Raw genomic sequence first — 19,912 nt, 5'->3', positions numbered from 1 at the left:
CAGAATTGGGACGCGTGGTTAGAGCGGCGGAGACTGCGCCGACGACGTATGCGTGGGAGATCCACACCGAGGACCTGCGGGTCCGGGCCGGCAAGCGGATGGCCGTGAACGGCCTGAGCCTGTCGCTCGGCTTGGGCGTGCACGGGATACTCGGGCCGAACGGCGCCGGGAAGACGACGTTCATCCGGTCGCTGGCCACAGTGATCAGGCCGAGCGGAGGCGACCTGAGACTTCTCGGGACTGAGCCGGGCGGCCGGTCGTTGCGCTCGCTGCGGCGGTCGATCGGTTATCTGCCACAGCAGTTCGGGTACTACCCGCGGTTCACCGTGCGGGAGTTCGTCGAGTACATGGCGTGGCTCAAGGAAATGCCGAGGCCCGAGATCCCGGGCGCGGTTCAGCGCGCGCTCGAACGGGCAGACCTGGCCGGCCGGGCCGACGACAAGCTGAAGACGTTGTCCGGCGGGATGTTGCGGCGCGCCGGGATCGCCCAGGCGATCGTCAACGACCCGCGGATCCTGCTGCTGGACGAGCCCACCGTCGGGCTCGATCCCGCGCAGCGCATCCAGTTCCGTGAATTGATCCGGTCGTTGGCCGCCGACACGTGTGTCGTCGTGTCGACGCATCTGGTGGAGGATGTCGCTGCCGCGTGCACCGATGTCGTGCTGGTCAACGAAGGCCGGCTGGTTTATCAGGGCACTGCCGGCTCCTTGATCGCCGCGGGCACGGAGTCCGACATCGGCGACAGCCCGGCCGAGCGCGGATACTCGGCACTGCTGGGGCGTGCCGGATGAGGACTCTGCTGATCGAACTGCGCCGCTCGGCGGCGTTGTGGACCGGAGGGCTCACGCTCGTCCTCGCGCTCGTACTGCTCTACGGGTTCCCCGGACCTTGGGCCAAGGGCGCCGAGGACTGGACCGAGGAATGGACGAACCTGGCCCGGTGGCTGCGTTATCACCTGATGTTGCTGTGGCCGGTGGCGTTGGCCGCAGGCGCGTGGCAGGGACGCCGAGACCACCGGTCCAAGATGGACGAACTACTGGCGACGGTTCCACGCCCGGCGGTACTCCGCGTCCTGCCACCGGTGCTGGCCATGTGCATCGGCCTGGTCGGGGCCTACCTGGTGCTGTTCCTGGTCGGGGCGGTCCAGGTGATCGGCAACACGTCCTTCAACGACTTCGGCTGGGTGCCGATCCTGCTGGTGGGGTTCCTCTCGCTGATCGCGGGCGCGTTGGTCGGTATGGGAATCGGCCGCGTGCTGCCGTTTGTGCTGACCGCGCCGGTGCTCGGGGTGGCCGGACTGGTCGCGATGGTCGTCACGAGCATCGGCTCGCCAGGCACCGGCTCGAACATTGCCGGATCCGTGTCGCAACAGGTGGCGTTGCTGGGGCCGGCCCTGGAGAACGCCCGCAACGCGTTCGACACCATCGCCACGATGGTGAGCGTGCTGCAGATGGTGTGGTTCGTGGCGTTGGGGCTGACCGGGTTCGCCCTGTTCGCGCTTTCCGGGTTTTCCGGGCGGCAGGCGCGGTTGCTTGCCCCGCTCCCGGTGATCGTGGGCGCGGCGATCGTGCTTCCGCTCCTGCCTTCCCGGCCGGACCAGGTTGTGATCCGCGATACCGAAGCGGTCGCTCTGGTCTGCGCTCCGGGAGCTCCCCGGGTCTGCGTGTCGCGGCTGCACGAGGACCAACTGGACGAGCTGGCCACCCCGGCGCGGGAGGTACTCGCCGCGCTGGCCAGGCTTCCCGCGCCACAGCCCACCTCGGTGGTGGAGTCCATGCGTTCCCGCAACATCTCCGGGCCACCCGGCGACCTGTCGCCCGACGTGATCTACGCGCAGCTCGACGACTTCGAGTTCACCGCCGACAGCAGACGAACCATGCTCGCCGGCCCGGAACAGAACTGCCCCGAATCGGACTACGCAGCAGACATGGCTCGACGCGCCGTCATCGCGTCGTGGTTCGACGGTGAACTGGCCGGCGTCCGCAAGTCCCGGCCGATGCCGCCCGACGTCGCCGCACGAGCCGAGTCGTTGTGGCAGTCTCTGCGGTCGTTGCCCGCCGATCAGCAGGCCGCCCGGGTCGCCGGACTGCGCGCCCAGGCGTACCGATGCTGAGCCTGCGCCTGGTCACGCTGTACACCCGATCCCGTTTCGTCCCAGCGGCTCTGGCCGCGACCGTGGCCGGAACCCTTGGCGCAGCAGCACTCGACACAGCCGATCTGCGACTGTTGTCGATACTCATCGGGCTGGGCGTCAGCGCCGGCGTGGTCGGTCTGGGCGGGGCCGACGTCCAGCTCGAACGGACCGGGGCCATCTCCTGGCAGACGTGGCGGCTCTGCCACCTGGTGATCGTCATCGCGGTGGTGACAGGCCTGACGGTCGCCGCCGGCCTCGGCACCTTCGGGATCATCCTGCGCGACACAGCCGGGCTGACCGGGCTGGGCGCGCTCAGCGCCACCGTCCTGGGTAGCCAGCTGGCCTGGGTCGCGCCCTTCGTCTGGTGCGCCATCGCCGCCGTGTTCCCGATCGCTGACGAGGAGGCGCTCATGTGGATGATCCAGCCGACGCAATCCGGGACAGCCACCGCCGTGGCGTCCGTCCTCGGGGTCGTCGGGGCAGGCGTTTACCTCTCCCGCGGGCCTCGCGGTTAGGGTGCCCCTCGCGGTTAGGCCCCTCGCAGTTGGGGCTGGCCCTCGCGGCTAGGGCATGTACCGAGCGTAGGTCTCGCGGGTGGGCCCTCGCAGTTTGGGGGTTGGCCCTCGCCATTGGCGCCTCTCGGTTGGGGCGGGCTCCGCGGTTAGGGCCTCGCGGGTGGGGCTTGTGGCGTCCAGTTCGAACGGACCGGGGCCAAGTCCTGGCAGACGTGGCGGTTCGTCTACATCGAGAGCGGGTCTTCGCCATCGAGATTCGTCCGGGCCTCTGCCTCCTCCCCGTGCACGACTTCAACTACGGAACGATCGCGACCCTGCCAACAGTTCCGCCCAAGCGGGGTGAACCCGTGCGAACGGACCATTCGCACGGGTTCATCCCGTCGACGTCGATACACAGCCTAAACGTACTTGGTCGCTTCCCGCCGGGACAGCGGGGACAGGGACGGGTGAGCGTCGACGAAAGCGCGTACCCAGCCTGGGTCTACTTTGGAATGCTGACGCAAGGCCCAGCCGATTCCCTTGCGGAGAAAGAAATCCTTGTCGGCGATGTTCACTTCGATGGTCTCGGCCAGCAGGTCTGTGTCGGTGTCGAGTTTGGCGCCGACCTGGCAGATGACCGACGTGCGGCGCCGCCAGAGATCCTGGTCGACTGACCAGGCGCGCATGATGGGTGTGACCAGGTCTGGCTCGCCGCGCAGGATCGGGCCGACGCGGCGGATCGCGATCTCGTCGACGTAGTCCCACCACGCGCCAGAGACGATCATTTCCTCGTAGAGCGGCAAGAGCGTGGCGTTCTGCCAGCGGGCGTAGCGGCGGTGGCCGGTGAGGTCGATGGCGACGTAGCGTTCCTCGCGGTACTTCGCCCCGCGCCACAGCTCCAGGGTTGTCTCGGCCAGGTCGTCCGCGTCCGCCAGGTGGTGATCGGCGAACAACTGCTTTGCCAGGACGGCACGTTCGGGCTTGGCCACGCCGCGGTATGGCATTTCGGACTTCATATACTGCTGCATGCCTGGCGCCTTGGCCGGGTCCGCGAGCTCCGCCAGCCCGGCGCGGACGGCGGACACCAGTCGCTTGTTCATGCGCAGAAACTACCCACTAAGCAGAAGAGTCGCTCTCGCGCGACAGCGGCACGAGAGCGACTCTTCTGACCATCAACGCAGTGTGGCGCCGAAACGCTCGGAAACCACCGCGAGCGCGGCTTGTTTTGCGGCCGAAGCCTCTTCCGAAGTCAGTGTCCGGTCCGCGGCGCGGAAACGCAGCGAGTACGCAAGCGAGCGCTTGCCTTCGCCGACCTGCTCTCCGGTGTAGACGTCGAACAGCTGCAGGTCTTCCAGCAGGTCGCCGCCGCCGGAGCGCAGCGCCTCGGCGACCTCGGCGACCGGGACCGACGAGTCGATCACCAGGGCGAGGTCCAGCAGGACCGGCGGGTACGGCGAGACCAACGGTGCCGGGCGGTGCTTCTGGATCGGCAGGGCGTCGAGGTCGAGCTCCATCGCGCAGGTGCGCTTGGGCAGGCCCAACGCCTCGATGACCTTCGGGTGCAGTTCGCCCGCATGCCCGACCGGCCAGTCACCGACGCGCAGTTCGGCGCAGCGGCCTGGGTGCCACGGCATCAACGAGCCGGCCCGAACGGTCAGCTCGACGCCCGCAGCGGCGGCGACGTCGTGCGCGGCCTGGACGGCGTCCGCCCACGTTGCCGGCTCGCCCTTGCCCCACCAGCCTGGACGCTGCCGGTTGCCGGTCAGCACAACGGCCACGTGCACGGGCTGCTGCGGCAGAGCGGCTTTCAGGGTCGCGATCTCGGCATCGGTCGGGCGCTGGTCGACGGCGACCGAAGGCACCGGGACCTGCTGCGCCTTCGGCAGTACGACCTGGCCGACGTGGAACAGCGAAACGTCCCGGATGCCCCGGGAAACGTTGCGTGCCAACGCCTCCAGCAAACCAGGCAGCAATGTCGTGGCCATCTCGTTGCGCTCGGCCTCGAGCGGGTTGATGACCTTCACGGTCTGCCGCCGCACGTCGTCGGCCTCAAGCCCGAACTGGTCCCAGATCTCGGGGGACACGAACGTCATCGGGTTGACCTCGACGTAGCCGACGTCGGCGAGCGTGCGGGACACGGCCCGGCGGCGGCGCTGCGTCGCGGTCAGGCCGCGACCGGCCGGTGCGGTGGGCAGCACGGACGGGATCGTGTGATACCCCTCCAGCCGCAGCACTTCCTCGACCAGGTCGGCCGGACGGGTCAGGTCCGGACGCCACGTCGGCGGGGTCGCGATCACCGCGGCACGACCGGCCTCGGTCGTGGTCACCTCGACGTTGCAGCCGATCTGGCTCAGCCGCCGCGCGGTCACGCCACGCGGGTAGTTGATCCCCGCGACGCGGTCGGGCAGGTCGATCGCCATGGTCACCGGGCCGGGCAGCTCGGGACGGCCGACGTCGGTCCGGCCCGGCTGGATGCGCGCCTCACCGTGCTCACGCAGCAGCTTCGCGGCCAGCTCGGCAGCCGTGGGCGCCAAAGCCGGGTCCACGGAACGCTCGAACCGCTTGGAGGCCTCACTCGGCAGCTTGTGCCGGCGCACCGCGCGGGCGATCGAAGCCGGGTCCCAGACCGCCGCCTCAAGCAGGATGTCGGTGCTGTCCGAGCGGACTTCGGTGGACGCGCCGCCCATCACGCCGGCCAGCGAGATCGGGCCCGTGTCGTCGGAGATCACGATGTCGTCCGGGTCCAGGGCACGGTCCACGTCGTCCAAAGTGGACAGCTTCTCGCCCGGCAGCGCGCGCCGGACGACCAGGTTGCCCTTGATCGACGAGGTGTCGAACGCGTGCATCGGCTGGCCGGTCTCGAGCATCACGTAGTTCGTCACGTCGACGGCCAGCGAGATGCTGCGGATCCCCGACAGCATCAGCCGCCTGCGGATGAACCACGGCGTCGGCGATGTCGGGTCGAGACCCGTGACCCGCCGTACGACGAACCGCGAGCAGCCCAGCTGGTCCTCGATGTGCACGTTGTGTGCTTCGCCCTCGGCGCCCGGCACCGCGATCGCGGCCGGGTCGACGAGCGTGGTCTCGAACGAGCACGCCAGCTCACGAGCCAGACCACGCACCGACATCGCGTACCCGCGGTCCGGCGTGATCTCCAGGTCGATGACGGTGTCGTCCAGGCCGAGCAGCGGCGCGGCGTCGTCACCCGGGCTGGCCTCGCCGCTGGGCAGCACCAGGATCCCGGTGTGGTCTTCACCGAGGCCGAGTTCACGCGCCGAGCAGATCATGCCGTTGGACGTGCGGCCGTACGTCTTGCGCGCGGAGATCGCGAACCCACCGGGCAGCACAGCACCGGGCAGCGCGACGACAACGAGGTCGCCCTCGTTGAAGTTGGTGGCGCCGCAGATGACGCCGCGCGTCTCGGGGTTGGCTTCGTCCTCGTCGTCACCGTCGCCGACGTCGACCTGGACCCAGCGGATCGGCTTCTTGAAGTCGGTGAGCTCTTCGACCTGCACGACACGGCCGATCACCAGCGGACCGGTCACGTCGTCGAGCGCGCGCATCTCCTCGACCTCGAAACCCAGGCTGACCAGCGCTTCGGAGATCTGGCCGGGCGTGAGCGAGTCCGGGACGTCGACGTAGGACTTGAGCCAGGACAGCGGGATCTTCACTCCGCCTCCGTTCCGAATGCCGTGGTGAAGCGGACATCCCCTTCAACCATGTCGCGCATGTCCGGAATGCCGTTGCGGAACTGCAGCGTCCGGTCGATGCCCATGCCGAACGCGAAGCCGGAGTACACGTCGGTGTCCACGCCGCAGGCCCGCAGCACGTTGGGGTCGACCATGCCGCAGCCGCCCCACTCGACCCAGCCCGCGCCGCCCTTCTTCTCCGGGAACCACACGTCCACCTCGGCCGACGGCTCGGTGAACGGGAAGAAGTTCGGCCGGAAACGGGTCCTGGACTCCGGCCCGAACATCGCGCGGGCGAAGTGGTCCAGGGTGCCCTTCAGGTGCGCCATCGTGATGCCCTTGTCCACGGCCAGGCCTTCGACCTGGTTGAACACCGGCAGGTGGGTGGCGTCGATCTCGTCGGTGCGGTACGTGCGGCCCGGGCACACCACGTAGACCGGCAGCTCCCGGTCCAGCAGCGAGCGGACCTGCACCGGCGAGGTGTGCGTGCGCAGCACCAGGCCCGAGTCGGCCGGCGCGATGTAGAACGTGTCCGACATCGTGCGGGCCGGGTGGTCGGGCACGAAGTTCAGCGCGTCGAAGTTGAACCACTCGGCCTCGACCTCGGGGCCTTCGGCGACCTCGTAGCCCATGCCGACGAACACGTCGGCGATCAGCTCGGAGAGCGTGCTGACCGGGTGCCGCGCGCCCACGGGAACGCGGTCCCACGGCAGCGTCACGTCGACGGCCTCGTCACGCAGCACTCGTTCGTCGCGCTCGATCTCAAGCTGGGCGCGGCGCTCGTCGAAAGCGGCCTTCACAGCAGCCTGCGCCTCGTTCACGCGCTTACCGGCCTCGGAACGGGCCTTGGGCGGCAGCGCGCCGATCTCCCGGCGGGCGACCAGCAACGGTGACTTGTCGCCCAGGTGCGCCGGCTTGACGCCGGCCAGCGCGTCAAGGCTGTCAGCGGCGGAAAACTCGGCCTTAGCCTTGTCGACCGCCTGCTGTAGCGTCTCCGGCGCGAGCGCCGCGACCTCTTTCGGGTCGTAGGGGTCGTTGGCTCCGGACATCGGTGCTGGACATCTCCTCGGGTCCGCGAGAGCGTGTGTTCGCCCGGCCGTCATGGCCGTATGGCAACGTCGGTAGCCCAACGATCGTAGGCGACCGGCACTCAGTGCAACTCATTAGGTCGCTTCTGGGCCCATCCGGACCGTCCGGTAACGGCACGGCTACTCGCCCGATAGAGTGACGTCCTTGCGGAAGTTCCCATAACTTCGAGGTCAGCACGCACTTATGTCCCGATCGTTCGGTGTCGATCTACGCGGCATCATCGAGCTGCTCAGCCAGCACCTGTACTCCAGCCCCCGGGTGTACGTCCGGGAGCTGCTACAGAACGCGACCGACGCGATCACCGCGCGCGGCGAGGGCCCGGCCCGGATCGTGATCGAACCGGCCGAGCAGACCGGCGACGGCACGCTGCGGATCTCCGACAGCGGCATCGGCCTGACCGAGGACGAGGTGCACACGCTGCTGTCCACGCTGGGCCGGACCTCCAAGCGGGACGAACTGGGCTTCGCGCGGCAGGACTTCCTCGGCCAGTTCGGCGTCGGGCTGCTGTCCTGTTTCCTCGTCGCCGACGAGATCCGGCTGGTCAGCCGCTCGGCCAAGGGCGGCCCGGCGGTGCGGTGGACCGCCGAGGGCAACGGCACCTACGAGGTCGTCGCCGACGATTCGGCCCGCGCGGAGATCGGCACCACGGTGACGCTCGTGCCACGCCGCGACGCCGAACACTGGCTGCAGCAGGACATGGTCACCGCGCTGGCCAAGGAATTCGGCGAGTTGCTGCCGGTCGAGGTGCTGGTGGCCCAGCTGCGGCTGACCCAGCCGGAGCTGCCCTGGCTGCGCCGGCCGGCCGAACCGGACGGCGACTTCCACGACCGGATGAGCACTTACTGCGAAAGGACTTTCGGGTTCCGGCCGTTCGAGGTGCTGCCGCTGAACGTACCCACGGTCGGACTGACCGGTGCCGCGTTCGTGATGCCCGACGCGGCGCATCCCGGTTCGCGGCAGGCACACCGGATCTACCTCAAGCAGATGCTGGTCGGTGACTCCGTCGAAGGCCTGCTCCCCGACTGGGCGTATTTCGTGCGCTGTGCGGTGAACACGTCCGCGCTGCGGCCCACGGCGAGTCGTGAGGCGCTGTACCAGGACGAGACATTGCTGGCGGTACGCGACGAGCTCGGCAGCGTGCTGAAGGACTGGCTGGTCCGGCTGGGCGCGACCGAGCCGGAACGCGCGACGCGGCTGCTGGGCGAACACCAGCTGGGCATGAAGTCCGTGGCACTCGTGGACGACGAACTGCTGCGCCTGGTGGAACACTGGCTGCCGTTCGAGACCACGGACGGGCACGTGACGCTGCGCCAGTTCCGCCGTAAGTACGCCAGCGTGCTGTACACCCCGGACGTGGACGAGTTCCGTCAGCTCGCGCCGGTCGCACAGGCCCAAGGCCTCGGCCTGCTGAACGCCGGATACGCCTACGACGCCGAACTGATGAAGCGCCTGACCGAGGTCGACGGCGCCGCCGCGGCCCGGCGCGTGGTGCCCGGCGAACTGCTGGCGACCATGGACAACGCCGATCCGGTGATCGAAGCGGACCTGAAGGCAAGCCTCAAACTCGCTGGCGCGGTCCTCGACCGGCACGACTGCGAGGCCGTCCCGCGCGAGTTCGACCCGGTCTCCCTGCCCGCGTTGCTGATCACCGACGCCGACCGCGAACGCGTCCGCGACACCGAGCAGATCAGTGAACAGAGCGACCCGTTGTGGGCACAGCTGCTGGGCCAGCTGTCCGGGCCGGCGTCCACCGCGAGCCAGCAGTTGGTGCTCAACACCCGCAACCCGCTTGTGCGGCGGCTTTCCGAGCTGACCGACCCGGCGTTGGCCGAGCTGACCGTGGAGTCCCTTTACGTGCACGCACTGCTGCAGTCCAGGCGCCCGATGCGGCCCAAGGACACCGCTGCGCTCAACCGGTCGTTCCTCGACCTGCTGGACCGGGCGGTGCGGCGATGACCGAGCCTTCGGACAAGGTTCAGCGCGCCTTTCAGCTGTTCTCCGAAGCCGCCGACATGCCGACCGGAATGGCCAAGCACGAAGCCCTGGAGCGGGCCGCACGCGCCGCGGACGCCTCGGGTGACAGGCATCTGCCGGCGATCTGCCGGCTGGCGTTGATCGAGTCGTGCTACTACCTCAACCGCTACGACCTGATCCTGGCCCCGATCGCCTGGTGCCGGACAGCCGAGCAGCGTGACCCGTCGGTGTTCAGCAAAGGCAACATGCGCAGTCTGAACTGGGCGCACAAGTGGGTGCCGGTCGGGCTGCGCCGGGATCCGCGATTCACCCTCGCCCAGATCGAATCCGTGCTCGACGAGCTGGAGGCGCGATACAAGCGGCTAGGTTTCTCGCTGCAACCGGTGTGGGGCCAGCGCGCGCTGACAGCGACGCACATCGGCGATTTCGCTTTGGCGGACGAGCATTTCGCGCGATTCATCGCCACCGAGCGGGACGACATGAGCGACTGCGCGGGCTGCGTGGTCGAGGAGCAGGTCGAGCATCTCGTGCTGCGTGGGCGTTACGAGGAAGCGTTGCGGCACGCCGAACCGGCGTTGGCAGGCAAGTTCACGTGCAGCACTCAGCCGCAGGGCGTACTGACCGCCTTGTTGCCTGCGCTGACGGCGTTGGGCGAGGTCGAACGGGCCAAGAACGCGCATCTGACCGCGTACCGGCGATCCCGTGAACAGGCAAGCCAGGGGTATGTCGGGCTGCATCTGGAGTTCTGCGCGGTCACCGGGAACATCCCGCGCGGCATGGAACTGCTGCGGCGGCATCTGGACCAGGTGCATCACGCGACCAGCCCGATCGGCACCATGAACTTCGCCGCGAGCGCGGCCCTGCTGCTCAGCCGGTTGGACGCGGGCAACACAGAACTGGTCGTGCCGCTGCCCAATGGCGGCGCGGAAACCGTGACCGCTGAACGGCTTCGCGAGCGTCTGGAGTCCACGGCACTGACATGGGCCGAGAAGTTCGACGCACGTAACGGCACCAGCCGCCAGACCGAACGCATCCAGTCTATTTTGGACGCACCGGACACTGTACGGGTACCGCTGGCGGTGCCGAATCCCGTCGCGAGCGTCCCGGCCGAGCCGGTCACCGCCGACCCGGTCGAGCTGGCGTACCAGGCGCACCTTGCCTACGAAGAGAACGATTTCCTGACCGGGTACCGGCTGCTCAAATCGCTGCCCGCGGATCTGGATCCGTTGCTGCCCGCGAAACTGGCCGCACGACTGGCGGCCCGGCGAGTCGTGGTGTTCAACCCGCCCAACGTACTCGACGAGCTGGCGCTGGCAGTCCAACGCCTGGTCGAGGTCGGTGACCTGGACCAGGCGGCGCGGTTCCATGCCCGCCTGGGCATGTTGCGAACGGAGGCAGGCGACCTCGAAGCCGGGATCCGGACTGTCGAACAGGCCTTGGTGTCAGCCGAGGCGCACTCGTCCTCGTCCGGCCGGATCCTGGTCCGGCTGATCCTCTGTGAGCTGCTCGACCATCGCCACGAGCACGACCGAGGCAGCCGGCTGCTGGCCGAATCGCTGCGCCTGGCCGAGGAGACCGATTCCGACCGCGTGCCGTCAGTCCTGTTGGAGTCGGCCGATCATGAGGCACGGCAAGGAAATCTGGACACGGCCGATCGTCTGATGGCCGAAGTCCTGGCCATACCCGGTCTCCGGCCCGGCGACAAGTTCCACGGCCTGCGAGCCAGGGCCGCGATCGCCGAGGTCCGCGGCGACGTCGAACTGTCCTTGGCCGCGTCGGCCGAACTCGTCGAGTTCGTCCGGAAATACCCGGGCCCATGGCTGCCGGACGTGTTGCTGCACCGGGCGTCCCTCCTGGAGAACATCGACCGCACCGGCGACCATCTACGCGAACTCGTGGACACCGTGGCGGTCTGCCGAACCGAGGGCACGCCGGCGGAAACGGCGCACGCCTGCTACGTGCTTTCCTCCGGCTACCTCGCGCACGGCCGTCTGGTCGAAGCCGCTGAGGCCCTTGAGGAAGCGCTCCGGCTGTTGCCCGACGGCGACGACGAGGCCACGCTGCGCACCAGATTCCGCCTCGGTTCGGTGTGTGCGGAACTAGGCGAGCACACCGAAGCCCGAAGACACTTCCAAGCAATGGCCGACCTGGTGTCCGAGGCCCCCTCAGTGTCACAGGCAATGGTCTGGGCAGGTCTGGGCGCGACCAGCCACCAGCTCAACGAACCCCTCGAGGCCGAACGCTGCCACCGGCGTTCGGCCGAACTCTGGCAAGAGGCGGACCTGCCCGTCGAAGCCTGCCGTGCCTGGATAAAAACGGCGGCCGTGATAGCCGATCACAACCCGTCGACAGCCATGGAAGCGCTCACCCGGGCCACAGCCCAGATCCCCGACAGCGACCTGGCCGACCAGCTCACCGCCGAAGTCCTGGAACTACGCGGCTACACGCTCGCCCGCCAGCAACGCTACGAGGAAGCCCTCGCCGACAACATCCGGGCCGCGAAAATAGTCGAAACCCTCGGCGAGCCGGACTGGCAGGTATTCCTGATGGTCCGGGCCGCCCGCGTCCACATAGCCATGCAGGCTCCCGCCACAGCGGAACAATTGGCCCGCGACGCGGTCCCCCTGCTCAGCGACGACACCCCAGCCAGCATCACCGCCCGCGTCCTGGACGTGCTGAGCCGCGCCCTGCAAGCCCAGTCCAAACCGGTCTCCCAGGACCAGACCGCCCGTGCCCTGACCGCCCGTCTGCGCGCCTGATCCGGCCAAAGGCCGCCGCCAACCGGTACTTCACGCCGACCACCCAGGCCAGCCGACCGCGGCGAAGAGCAGGAACCCGCCCCACACAGCCAGCATGACCGCGAGAATGTAAGCGACGACCTTCACCAACGGCACCACTACTTTGCGTGCGCGACGGTTCACAACAACCACCGGCCGTCCCGCGTTCGTCCACATCGGACGGCTGTGGAAATCCCGGTCCCCAGCGATGAAACCGCCGCGTCCTTGAAGCCTTGGAACTTGCCCGCCAGTGGACATGTCTGTATCAACATCCCCCTCCTTGCCCCCGGACTACAGTCGTTACTGACGCCTGTTGACTCGGAAAGGTTGTCAACGTGTGCGAATTGGTCCGCAACCGGTCATCAGCAGCGTCGGGGTCTACGCGTTGCATACCCCTTCTTGGTCGCAGGGGTGTGCAGCGTTGCAGGGCTGCTATCAGCGAAGACGGTTCGCGTACAAACAGACCGCGGCGGCGGTCGCGAGGTTGAGGCTCTCGGCCTTGCCGTAGATCGGCACTTTGACGACCTCGTCCACAGCGGCCAGGAACTCCGGGGCCAGACCGTGGGCCTCGCTGCCGAAGACCCAGGCCGTCGGGCGGCTCAGATCAGCTGTGGTCAGGTCCGTTTCGGCGTGCCCGTCCGCGGCGACCAGCCGGAGGCCGGCCGCACGGCAGGCGTCGAACACCGCCATGGTGTCGCGGGAACGAGCCAACGGCAGGTGAAAGACACTGCCGGTGGAAGCGCGCACACACTTGCCGTTGTGCGGATCGACCGTGTCACCGGCGAAAATCACGGCAGAGGCCCCCGCGGAATCGGCAACGCGGGTCACGGTACCGGCGTTACCGGGATCGGACACGCCCACAAGCACAGCAACAAGCCGCGGTTGCTTCAGCGCATCTTCCAACGCTACATCGAGCTGCTCACAGACAGCGACAATCCCTTGCGGCGTCACGGTTTCCGAGAGCCCGTCGGCGGCTCGATCGGTCACGGTGGACACAGGGATGTCCCGCTGGGTCGCTTCGGCGACGATTTCAGCGTTACGAGCGGCCGCGGTGGCCGTCACGAAAACCTCATGCACCTGTCCGTAGCGCAAAGCCTCACGGACAGCTTGGGCACCTTCGGCGAGAAACCGGCCGGAGCGTTCACGGCCCACTCGCTTCGTCAGATGCCGGGCAGCAACAACCCGGGGCGTCCGCTCGGTGAAGAGCTGGTCCGCCCCGGGCTGCCGGGTGTGCTCGCTCAGGCCTTCTCCTGCGCCGGCACGTTCGCACGGGAGACCTCGACCAGCGCGGTGAACGCGGCCGGGTCGCTCACCGCGAGCTCGGCGAGGATCTTGCGGTCAACCTCGACACCCGCGACCTTCAGGCCCTGGATGAAGCGGTTGTAGGTCATGCCGTTCTGACGCGCCGCGGCGTTGATGCGCGTGATCCACAGCTGCCGGAAGTCACCCTTGCGGGCGCGGCGGTCGCGGTAGGCGTAGTTCAGCGAGTGGAGCACCTGCTCCTTGGCCTTGCGGTACAGCCGCGAGCGCTGGCCGCGGTAGCCGCTGGCCAGCTCAAGGGTCGTGCGGCGCTTCTTTTGGGCGTTGACCGCCCGCTTGACGCGTGCCACGGGTCCATCCTGTCAATCTCGAAGGGCGCTAGGCGCCGGTGGGCAAGGGGCTCAGATGCCGAGAAGGCGCTTGACGCGCTTGGCGTCGTTGGCGGCGACGTCCTCCGTGCCTTCAAGGCGACGGGTCAGCTTGCTGGACTTCTTCTCCAGAATGTGACGGCGGCCAGCTTGCTCGCGCTTCAACTTGCCACTGCCGGTCACGCGGAAGCGCTTGGCAGTGCCCTTGTGCGTCTTGTTCTTAGGCATGGTCGTCCTCATCTCGTGCCACCGCCCGCGTTTCGCGCGGGCGGCAGCAGCTCTTCTTTCGGGTGACCCCGGTCGCTTACTCAGCGGGGTCGGGCGCCGGCGTCGTCGCCTTCACCTTCGGCTTGGCGTTCTTGTGCGGCGCCAAGACCATGATCATGTTTCGGCCGTCCTGCTTCGGCGAGGACTCGATGACCCCCAACTCGGCCACGTCGTCGGCCAACCGCTGCAACAACCGGTATCCGAGTTCCGGGCGGGACTGCTCACGGCCGCGGAACATGATGGTGACCTTGACCTTGTTCCCCTGCTCGAGGAAGCGCACGACAGCCCGCTTCTTGGTCTCGTAGTCGTGGGGGTCGATCTTCGGGCGGAGCTTCTGCTCCTTGATCACCGTCAGGACCTGGTTGCGCCGGGACTCGCGGGCCTTCTGCGCGCTCTCGTACTTGTACTTGCCGTAGTCCATGAGCTTGCAGACAGGCGGGCGAGCCGTCGGGGCGACCTCGACGAGGTCGAGTTCCGCCTCCTGGGCGAGGCGGAGCGCGTCCTCGATACGGACAATCCCCACCTGCTCGCCGTTAGGACCGACGAGTCGGACCTCCGGCACCCGGATGCGGTCGTTGATACGTGACTCGGAGCTGATGGTGCCTCCTTTTTCCGAGTACTAGGTCTTCTCTTGCACGTCTTGGGCGACGCGGCGGCCTGCGGTGTGTGTCGTCCCCAGTAAACGCGTCAGGCCCCGGCCGTCACATGGACGTACGGGGCCCGCTGCCTACACCGATCCAACGACATGCACGCATGCCGTGCCGCCGCAGCCTGCGCTGCAACGATAAGACCGGACCCGGACACCTCTGGCGGTGACGCGGGTGGGAGCGGGGCTCCACTTGCCGCCCCCGTGGGTACAGGGGCTGGTCGCACGTGGAAGGGTACCAGACCGTGAACGACCCCGTTGCAGACCCTGCCAGTGACAACGTCCGCGACCTGGCCGCCATTCCCAGCGTCGAGGTGATCAGCCGGGCGGCCGTGATGCTGATGTCCGCCGCCGCCGAACGCCTGGGCCTGGCCGACCCGGACCCGGACGAAAGCCCCAACCGCGACCTGGACGAAGCCCGTCGCCTCATCACCGCACTGGCCGGCCTGGTAACCGCCTCCGTGGAATACCTGGGCCCGCACGCCGGCCCCATCCGAGAGGGCCTGCAGTCCCTGCAACGCGCGTTCCGTGAGGGGTCCGCCGTCCCGGACGCCCCAGGCGAAGGCCCCGGCGAGAAGTACACCGGTCCCGTCTACTGACCCCGAACCAAGGGTGTTGCTGTCACGGACAAAAGAACGCGACCCCGTGAGCCAGGAGGCTCGCGGGGTCGCGTTCTCTGTGTTGGGGGTTGGACCCAACTGTGACCCGGCGCCGGTGAGGCGCAGGAGGGGAGGCCAGCGCCGGATCACATGACCTGTGGGCGGTTACTTCTTGTTCGCGTTGGCCTTCTTGCCGTCGGGGGCGGCCACGAACCAGGTTCCGCCGACGCCCTCGCCGTTGGCCTGGCAGGGGGCGGTGTCCTTGATGTAGTTGTAGACGAGCCAGCCGCCGACGGTGAGCTGCTTGGTGCCGTCCTCGCGGGTGACCGAGCCGATCAGGGACTTGTCGATGCCCTGAGCCACGATGTTGTCCTCGGCCTTGACCGGGGGCCACGTCTTGGCGCACTCGCCGTTGCAGGCGGAGGTCTTCGGGTTGACGCCGTCCTTTTCGAAGCGGTACAGGGTGAAGCCCTTGGAGTCGGCCAGGACCTTGCCGAACGGCTTGACGTCCATTGCCTTCACGACTGTGGTGCCGGGGGCCGCGGCCTTGCCGATGTCCTTGGCGCGGGCGCCGTTGGGGGCCGATGCCCACCAGGTTCCGCCGACTGCCTCACCGGTGATGTCGCCGGCCTTGGCGTCCTTGGCGTATTCGTACTGCGGCCAGCCGCCGATGGTCAGCTGCTTGATGCCGTCCGGCCGGTCGATCGTGCCGATCAGGGCCTTGTCGACGCCTTCGAAGGTCGCCGCGTCGGAAATCGTTGCAGGCGGCCAGGTTTGGGCGCAAGCGTCCTTGCAGTTGGACACTGGGGGTTTGGGGGTGTCCTTGTCGAAGCGGTACAACGTCTTACCCGCTCCGTTGACCACGACCGAACCCAGAGCGCCCGCTTCGACGGTCTTCAGTGCCGAGGCTTTGTCGCCGTCACCCTCGCCGGCAGCGGCGGCGGGCGCGTCGTCAACGGCAACCGTCCCGGTCGGAGCCGCGACGGCGGGCGGCTGCTGCTGCAGCTGCCTCTGGTTGGCCGCCGGCGTCGCAGTGGGGCTCGCCCCGCATGCAGCGGTCGCCAGCACGGCGCCGACTGCGGCCGCGGTGGCCAGAATGTGCCTCACCCGAGCTGATGCCATGACTACGCTTCCTTTCTCCCGCTTGATGCCCCGGTGCATCTCTGCGGGGCCGGTAGTTGCTCACCCACAACACGAGCGTTGCCCAGGGGCGGTTCAGCGGGATCCGGAGAATTTTTCAATCTGGCCTCAGGCCTGCGAAAACGATGCCGAGAGTGCGCCTGCGCAGGTCCGCGTCCCAGCCCGCGTGGCACGTGGCGGTCAGCAGAGCCATGATCTCGTCGAGTCTCACTCCCGCCCGGACGGCACCGGCTTCCTGCGCGCCTATAAGAAGCGCGCCGACCGCGTCGCGCAGGCCTTGTAGCTGACGATCCACCTGGATGTCCACGCCGAGCAGTTCGACCACGGTCTTCTCGACGGCTGCGCGTTCCACCAGGCTCTCGAAGAACGTAAACAGCGCGGTTGCCGAATCTCCTTGGGCGGCAAGGGTTTCCAGTTCGGCCACGATGTGCGCGATCAGGTCCTTCATCATCGCTGCGAGCAGGTCGTTCTTGGTCGGGAAGTGCCGGAACACGGTTCCTATCGCGACACCCGCGCGACGCGCGACCTCCTCTGTGGACGCGCCGGCACCGTGTTCGGTGAAGACGTCCTCGGCCGCGGCCAGGATCTTGGCACGGTTGCGCTGGGCGTCGGCCCGCATCGGCCCTCCTCGTCGACAACATGAGTCGCGACTCATTATCGTCGGTCACGCGGTGCCCGCCTCATTTGGAGCAGTCACGACAAAAGGTCCAGACCACGTGTCATGCTTCACACTGTGTCCAGTCAGCCCAGTTCGCGTAACCAGTCGTCGTCCCTGCGACGCGCGCTTTCGGTACTTCAGTACGTGTCCGACCGGGCCAACGAAACCCGCGGTGTCCCGCTGTCGCGGATCGCCGAGGACCTGCAGATCAGCAAGAGCAGCGTGCTGCGCCTGACGACTCCCCTGCTCGACACCGATCTGCTCATCCGGGACCGGCGGACCGGCTGGTTCCGGCTCGGCCACGGCGCGTTACGGCTCGGCCAGGCCTATCTCGCCTCGCTGGATCTGCGGACCGTTGCCGCGCAACCGTTGCGGCGTATGCAACGCACACTCGGCGAGACCTGCCACCTGGTGGTCTACGAGGCACCCGACGTGGTCTACATCGACAAGGTCGAGGACACCCACCAGGTCCGGATGGCGTCCCGGATCGGCAACCGGGTGCCCGCATACCGGACAGCGGTGGGGAAAGCGATCCTCGCGTGGCTGCCTGCCGAAGCCGTCCAGGCGGCCATCGACCGTGGCCTGGAGGCCGTGACCGACCGAACGCTGACTGATCCCGAGGCGCTGCGGGCGGACCTCGCGCGGGTTCGCAGGCGCGGCTACGCGATCGACGACCGGGAGAACGAGGAGGAGGTCCGCTGTGTCGCGGCCCCGATCTTCGACCACACCGAGGAGGTCATCGGCGCGCTGTCGGTGTCCTCGCTGGCATCCCGGATGAAGCCCGCCAGGGTGCGAGAAGTCGGGCCGATCGTGATGCGCTACGGCATCGAGATATCTCGCGTGTTCGGTTCGGCGAGAGTGCCTGCTGAGATCCAGCGCGAATAGCTCACGTCAAGACCGTGATGACAATGGCCAGAAGTGGCGGCGTTGCCTGTGAGACGGCGCCGCCCAGTCCCGATCCTTTGGGCCGCCCGAGAGCCAGCCGGTCGGAGATCCCGAGCACGACGCCGGCCAGCGCCATGAACCCGCACGTGTACAGCACGAGCGCGCGACCGGCATCCACATTGCCGCTGTTGACCATGACCAGCCCGATGATCGTGCCGGAGCCCAGGAACAGGTTGTAGAAGCCGACGTTGAACGCCCACAGCATGACCGGCGGCACATGTTCGGTGGCGACGCTGAAGATGCCGTTGTGAATGCGTGGGCTGCGGAACAGGAAGCTCTCCCAGACCCAGACGACGACGTGGATGAGAGCCGCGATACCGGCGAAGATCTGCGCGATGACGTTCATGCCACTGTGATCCCGTGTTGTGCGGCGACTTTCTCGGGCGCCGTGCTGCCATTGATATCGCGAAAGAACTTGCCCATCGCGTCGGTGAGACTGACGGCTAGAAATTTCACTGAAGGCGTGTGCACAGTGAACGTGTGCATGGCGTTGGGCGGGATCGTGATCGACGACCCTGGTCCCATGTCGAACATCTCGCCGTCGACCAGCACACCCATCCGGCCGTGCAGCACGTAGTACGACTTGGCCCACGGCGTGCCGTGCTGAGGCATGGTGGGACCACGCGGAGCGTCGACTTCGAACAGTTCGTAAGCGCCGCCGGTGTGTTCGGCATCGATCTTCACGGTGATCTTGGCGTCCGGTGAATCCAGTTCCTGACCTTCACCCAGAGTGCTGAAATGCGTCATGGACTGACAGTAGGAATAGTGCACAGACATCTCCATCCCCTGAATCTGGGATGTCGGCCGCTGGTTTCCAGGCGCATACTTCGGCCATGTGGGAGGGTCGTGCGCTCAGCGCGCGGCGGGAGATCGCCGCGCTCGCGACGGCGGGCCTTGAGGTCGCCGAGCTGCATTCGGCTGCGATCACCGTCGTGGAGAAGGTCGTGCCGGCCGACCTGACCTGCTGGGCGTCGATGGACCCGGACACCGCGATGATCAGTTCGATGACCAGCGGCACGAACCGGATCCCGCAGCAATATGAGCCTTTGCTCGCAAATTACGAGTACTCCGGCACCGAACCGCACACCTTCGCCACGCTCGCCCGGCGCGCGACGGCCACGGCCCGCCTGTCCGACCTCCCCCGTGCCGAAATCGCAGGCAGCGGCCGTCTCAACGAGGTGTGGCGGCCACTCGGGTTGAGCCACGAACTTCGCGTGATATTCCAGGCCGATGAGGTGTGCTGGGGCGCGGCCGGTCTGGTGCGCCGCGGCGAGTTCAGCGACCGCGAGGTCGAGTTCATGGATTCCGTGGCGTCCGCCCTGGCCGCCGCGACCCGCGTCGCCGCCCGGTGCAGCGACAGCCAAGGTGCCGGCGAACCCGCGATTGTCGTCGTCGACTCCGAAGGCTCGATCCGAGCCGGCACCGCGGCGGTCGAGTCTTGGCGCGACCAGTTCGACCGGATCGCTCCCGGGCGCTTCGCCGTCATCGTGCGCGCAGTCGTCGCCAGCGCACGTGCTTCAGGCACGTTCCAAGCCCGCGTCCGGGGCGCGAACGGCAGCTGGATCCTCATACAGGCAAGCAGATTGATCTCAGACGGCGACCAGGACGAAACCGTGGTGACGATCAAGCGGCCCGCCGGCGGCGAACTGCTGGGCGTGCTGTTCGCGGCTTACGGTCTGACCGCCCGCGAACGCGATGTATGCCACGAGGTGATCGCCGGACGCTCCACTTCGGACATCGCTGCCCGCCTCGACATCTCCGCGCACACCGTCCAGGACCACCTCAAGTCGGTGTTCGGCAAAGTCGGCGTGAGCAGCCGCGGCGAACTCGTCGCGAAGATCCACCCTTGACCTCGTTTCGGACACCTCCGGC

General features: G+C 67.8%; 19 protein-coding genes. 8 read left to right on the top strand and 11 right to left on the bottom strand.

Features of this window, described 5'->3' with window-relative positions; all coding sequences use genetic code 11:
• The first annotated feature begins 5 nt into the window (after positions 1-5).
• From JOF56_RS25015 to JOF56_RS25005, 3 genes are read left to right on the top strand one after another with little or no spacing between them, the layout of a single operon-like run.
• The gene (locus JOF56_RS25015) at positions 6-791 is read left to right on the top strand and encodes an ABC transporter ATP-binding protein (RefSeq protein WP_245378388.1); all 786 of its coding nucleotides are present in this window, start codon (positions 6-8) and stop codon (positions 789-791) included.
• Positions 788-2,113 (top strand): hypothetical protein, encoded by a 1,326-nt coding sequence (locus JOF56_RS25010; protein ID WP_209641958.1) that lies wholly within the window; start codon positions 788-790, stop codon positions 2,111-2,113. Before JOF56_RS25015 ends, JOF56_RS25010 begins: the two co-directional genes overlap by 4 nt.
• Positions 2,107-2,649 (top strand): hypothetical protein, encoded by a 543-nt coding sequence (locus JOF56_RS25005; protein WP_209641957.1) that lies wholly within the window; start codon positions 2,107-2,109, stop codon positions 2,647-2,649. The genes JOF56_RS25010 and JOF56_RS25005 overlap by 7 nt, the downstream gene beginning before the upstream one ends.
• Before the next feature lie 398 nt (positions 2,650-3,047).
• On the opposite strand, the gene JOF56_RS25000 is transcribed toward JOF56_RS25005, so the two are convergent.
• From JOF56_RS25000 to pheS, 3 genes are all read right to left on the bottom strand, one after another.
• Complete coding sequence (locus tag JOF56_RS25000; protein ID WP_372448133.1) at positions 3,048-3,728, bottom strand: DNA alkylation repair protein; 681 nt, start codon at positions 3,726-3,728, stop codon at positions 3,048-3,050.
• A 72-nt stretch (positions 3,729-3,800) separates the two neighbouring features.
• Positions 3,801-6,299 (bottom strand): phenylalanine--tRNA ligase subunit beta, encoded by a 2,499-nt coding sequence (gene pheT / locus JOF56_RS24995; protein ID WP_209641956.1) that lies wholly within the window; start codon positions 6,297-6,299, stop codon positions 3,801-3,803.
• Entirely contained in the window at positions 6,296-7,366 is a 1,071-nt protein-coding gene (pheS, locus tag JOF56_RS24990; RefSeq protein ID WP_209641955.1) for a phenylalanine--tRNA ligase subunit alpha, read from the bottom strand. Before pheS ends, pheT begins: the two co-directional genes overlap by 4 nt.
• 223 nt (positions 7,367-7,589) lie before the next feature.
• Here pheS and JOF56_RS24985 point away from each other — a divergent pair, with 223 nt between their 5' ends.
• Together JOF56_RS24985 and JOF56_RS24980 are read left to right on the top strand one after the other, a co-directional pair.
• Positions 7,590-9,362: an HSP90 family protein gene (locus JOF56_RS24985; protein ID WP_209641954.1), complete on the top strand. Its 1,773-nt coding sequence runs from the start codon at positions 7,590-7,592 to the stop codon at positions 9,360-9,362.
• A complete protein-coding gene (locus JOF56_RS24980) occupies positions 9,359-12,139 on the top strand; it encodes a tetratricopeptide repeat protein (RefSeq protein WP_209641953.1) in 2,781 nt (926 codons plus the stop codon). Before JOF56_RS24985 ends, JOF56_RS24980 begins: the two co-directional genes overlap by 4 nt.
• A 453-nt stretch (positions 12,140-12,592) precedes the next feature.
• Here the strand turns inward: JOF56_RS24980 and JOF56_RS24975 are convergent, their stop codons facing one another.
• The 4 genes from JOF56_RS24975 to infC all read right to left on the bottom strand — a co-directional run bounded on the left by JOF56_RS24975 (position 12,593) and on the right by infC (position 14,650).
• Entirely contained in the window at positions 12,593-13,399 is an 807-nt protein-coding gene (locus JOF56_RS24975) for a TrmH family RNA methyltransferase (protein ID WP_209648463.1), read from the bottom strand.
• The gene (rplT, locus tag JOF56_RS24970) at positions 13,396-13,767 is read right to left on the bottom strand and encodes a 50S ribosomal protein L20 (protein ID WP_033389397.1); all 372 of its coding nucleotides are present in this window, start codon (positions 13,765-13,767) and stop codon (positions 13,396-13,398) included. Before rplT ends, JOF56_RS24975 begins: the two co-directional genes overlap by 4 nt.
• Before the next feature lie 51 nt (positions 13,768-13,818).
• On the bottom strand, positions 13,819-14,013 hold the full coding sequence (gene rpmI, locus JOF56_RS24965; RefSeq protein WP_209641952.1) for a 50S ribosomal protein L35: 195 nt from the start codon (positions 14,011-14,013) through the stop codon (positions 13,819-13,821).
• 76 nt (positions 14,014-14,089) lie between these two features.
• The gene (infC, locus tag JOF56_RS24960) at positions 14,090-14,650 is read right to left on the bottom strand and encodes a translation initiation factor IF-3 (protein ID WP_209648462.1); all 561 of its coding nucleotides are present in this window, start codon (positions 14,648-14,650) and stop codon (positions 14,090-14,092) included.
• A gap of 293 nt (positions 14,651-14,943) precedes the next feature.
• Here infC and JOF56_RS24955 point away from each other — a divergent pair, with 293 nt between their 5' ends.
• Positions 14,944-15,297: a DUF1844 domain-containing protein gene (locus JOF56_RS24955; protein WP_209641951.1), complete on the top strand. Its 354-nt coding sequence runs from the start codon at positions 14,944-14,946 to the stop codon at positions 15,295-15,297.
• Positions 15,298-15,462: 165 nt separating this feature from the next.
• On the opposite strand, the gene JOF56_RS24950 is transcribed toward JOF56_RS24955, so the two are convergent.
• Positions 15,463-16,419: a hypothetical protein gene (locus JOF56_RS24950; protein ID WP_209641950.1), complete on the bottom strand. Its 957-nt coding sequence runs from the start codon at positions 16,417-16,419 to the stop codon at positions 15,463-15,465.
• A gap of 115 nt (positions 16,420-16,534) precedes the next feature.
• Positions 16,535-17,056: a TetR/AcrR family transcriptional regulator gene (locus JOF56_RS24945; protein ID WP_245378387.1), complete on the bottom strand. Its 522-nt coding sequence runs from the start codon at positions 17,054-17,056 to the stop codon at positions 16,535-16,537.
• 114 nt (positions 17,057-17,170) lie between these two features.
• On the opposite strand from JOF56_RS24945, the gene JOF56_RS24940 reads away from it, so the two are divergent.
• On the top strand, positions 17,171-17,980 hold the full coding sequence (locus tag JOF56_RS24940) for an IclR family transcriptional regulator (RefSeq protein WP_209641948.1): 810 nt from the start codon (positions 17,171-17,173) through the stop codon (positions 17,978-17,980).
• A gap of 1 nt (position 17,981) precedes the next feature.
• On the opposite strand, the gene JOF56_RS24935 is transcribed toward JOF56_RS24940, so the two are convergent.
• Both JOF56_RS24935 and JOF56_RS24930 read right to left on the bottom strand, forming a co-directional pair.
• Entirely contained in the window at positions 17,982-18,386 is a 405-nt protein-coding gene (locus JOF56_RS24935) for a DUF1304 domain-containing protein (protein ID WP_209641947.1), read from the bottom strand.
• Positions 18,383-18,787, bottom strand: a complete 405-nt coding sequence (locus JOF56_RS24930; RefSeq protein ID WP_209641946.1) for a cupin domain-containing protein — start codon at positions 18,785-18,787, stop codon at positions 18,383-18,385. The genes JOF56_RS24935 and JOF56_RS24930 overlap by 4 nt, the downstream gene beginning before the upstream one ends.
• 86 nt (positions 18,788-18,873) lie before the next feature.
• Here JOF56_RS24930 and JOF56_RS24925 point away from each other — a divergent pair, with 86 nt between their 5' ends.
• A complete protein-coding gene (locus tag JOF56_RS24925) occupies positions 18,874-19,890 on the top strand; it encodes a helix-turn-helix transcriptional regulator (RefSeq protein WP_209641945.1) in 1,017 nt (338 codons plus the stop codon).
• Positions 19,891-19,912 lie beyond the last annotated feature (22 nt).

The organism is Kibdelosporangium banguiense, from assembly GCF_017876405.1.
Lineage (GTDB): Bacteria > Actinomycetota > Actinomycetes > Mycobacteriales > Pseudonocardiaceae > Kibdelosporangium > Kibdelosporangium banguiense.
The sequence above is the reverse complement of the archived record's forward strand: the minus strand, read 5'-3'. Positions and strand labels throughout refer to the sequence as shown.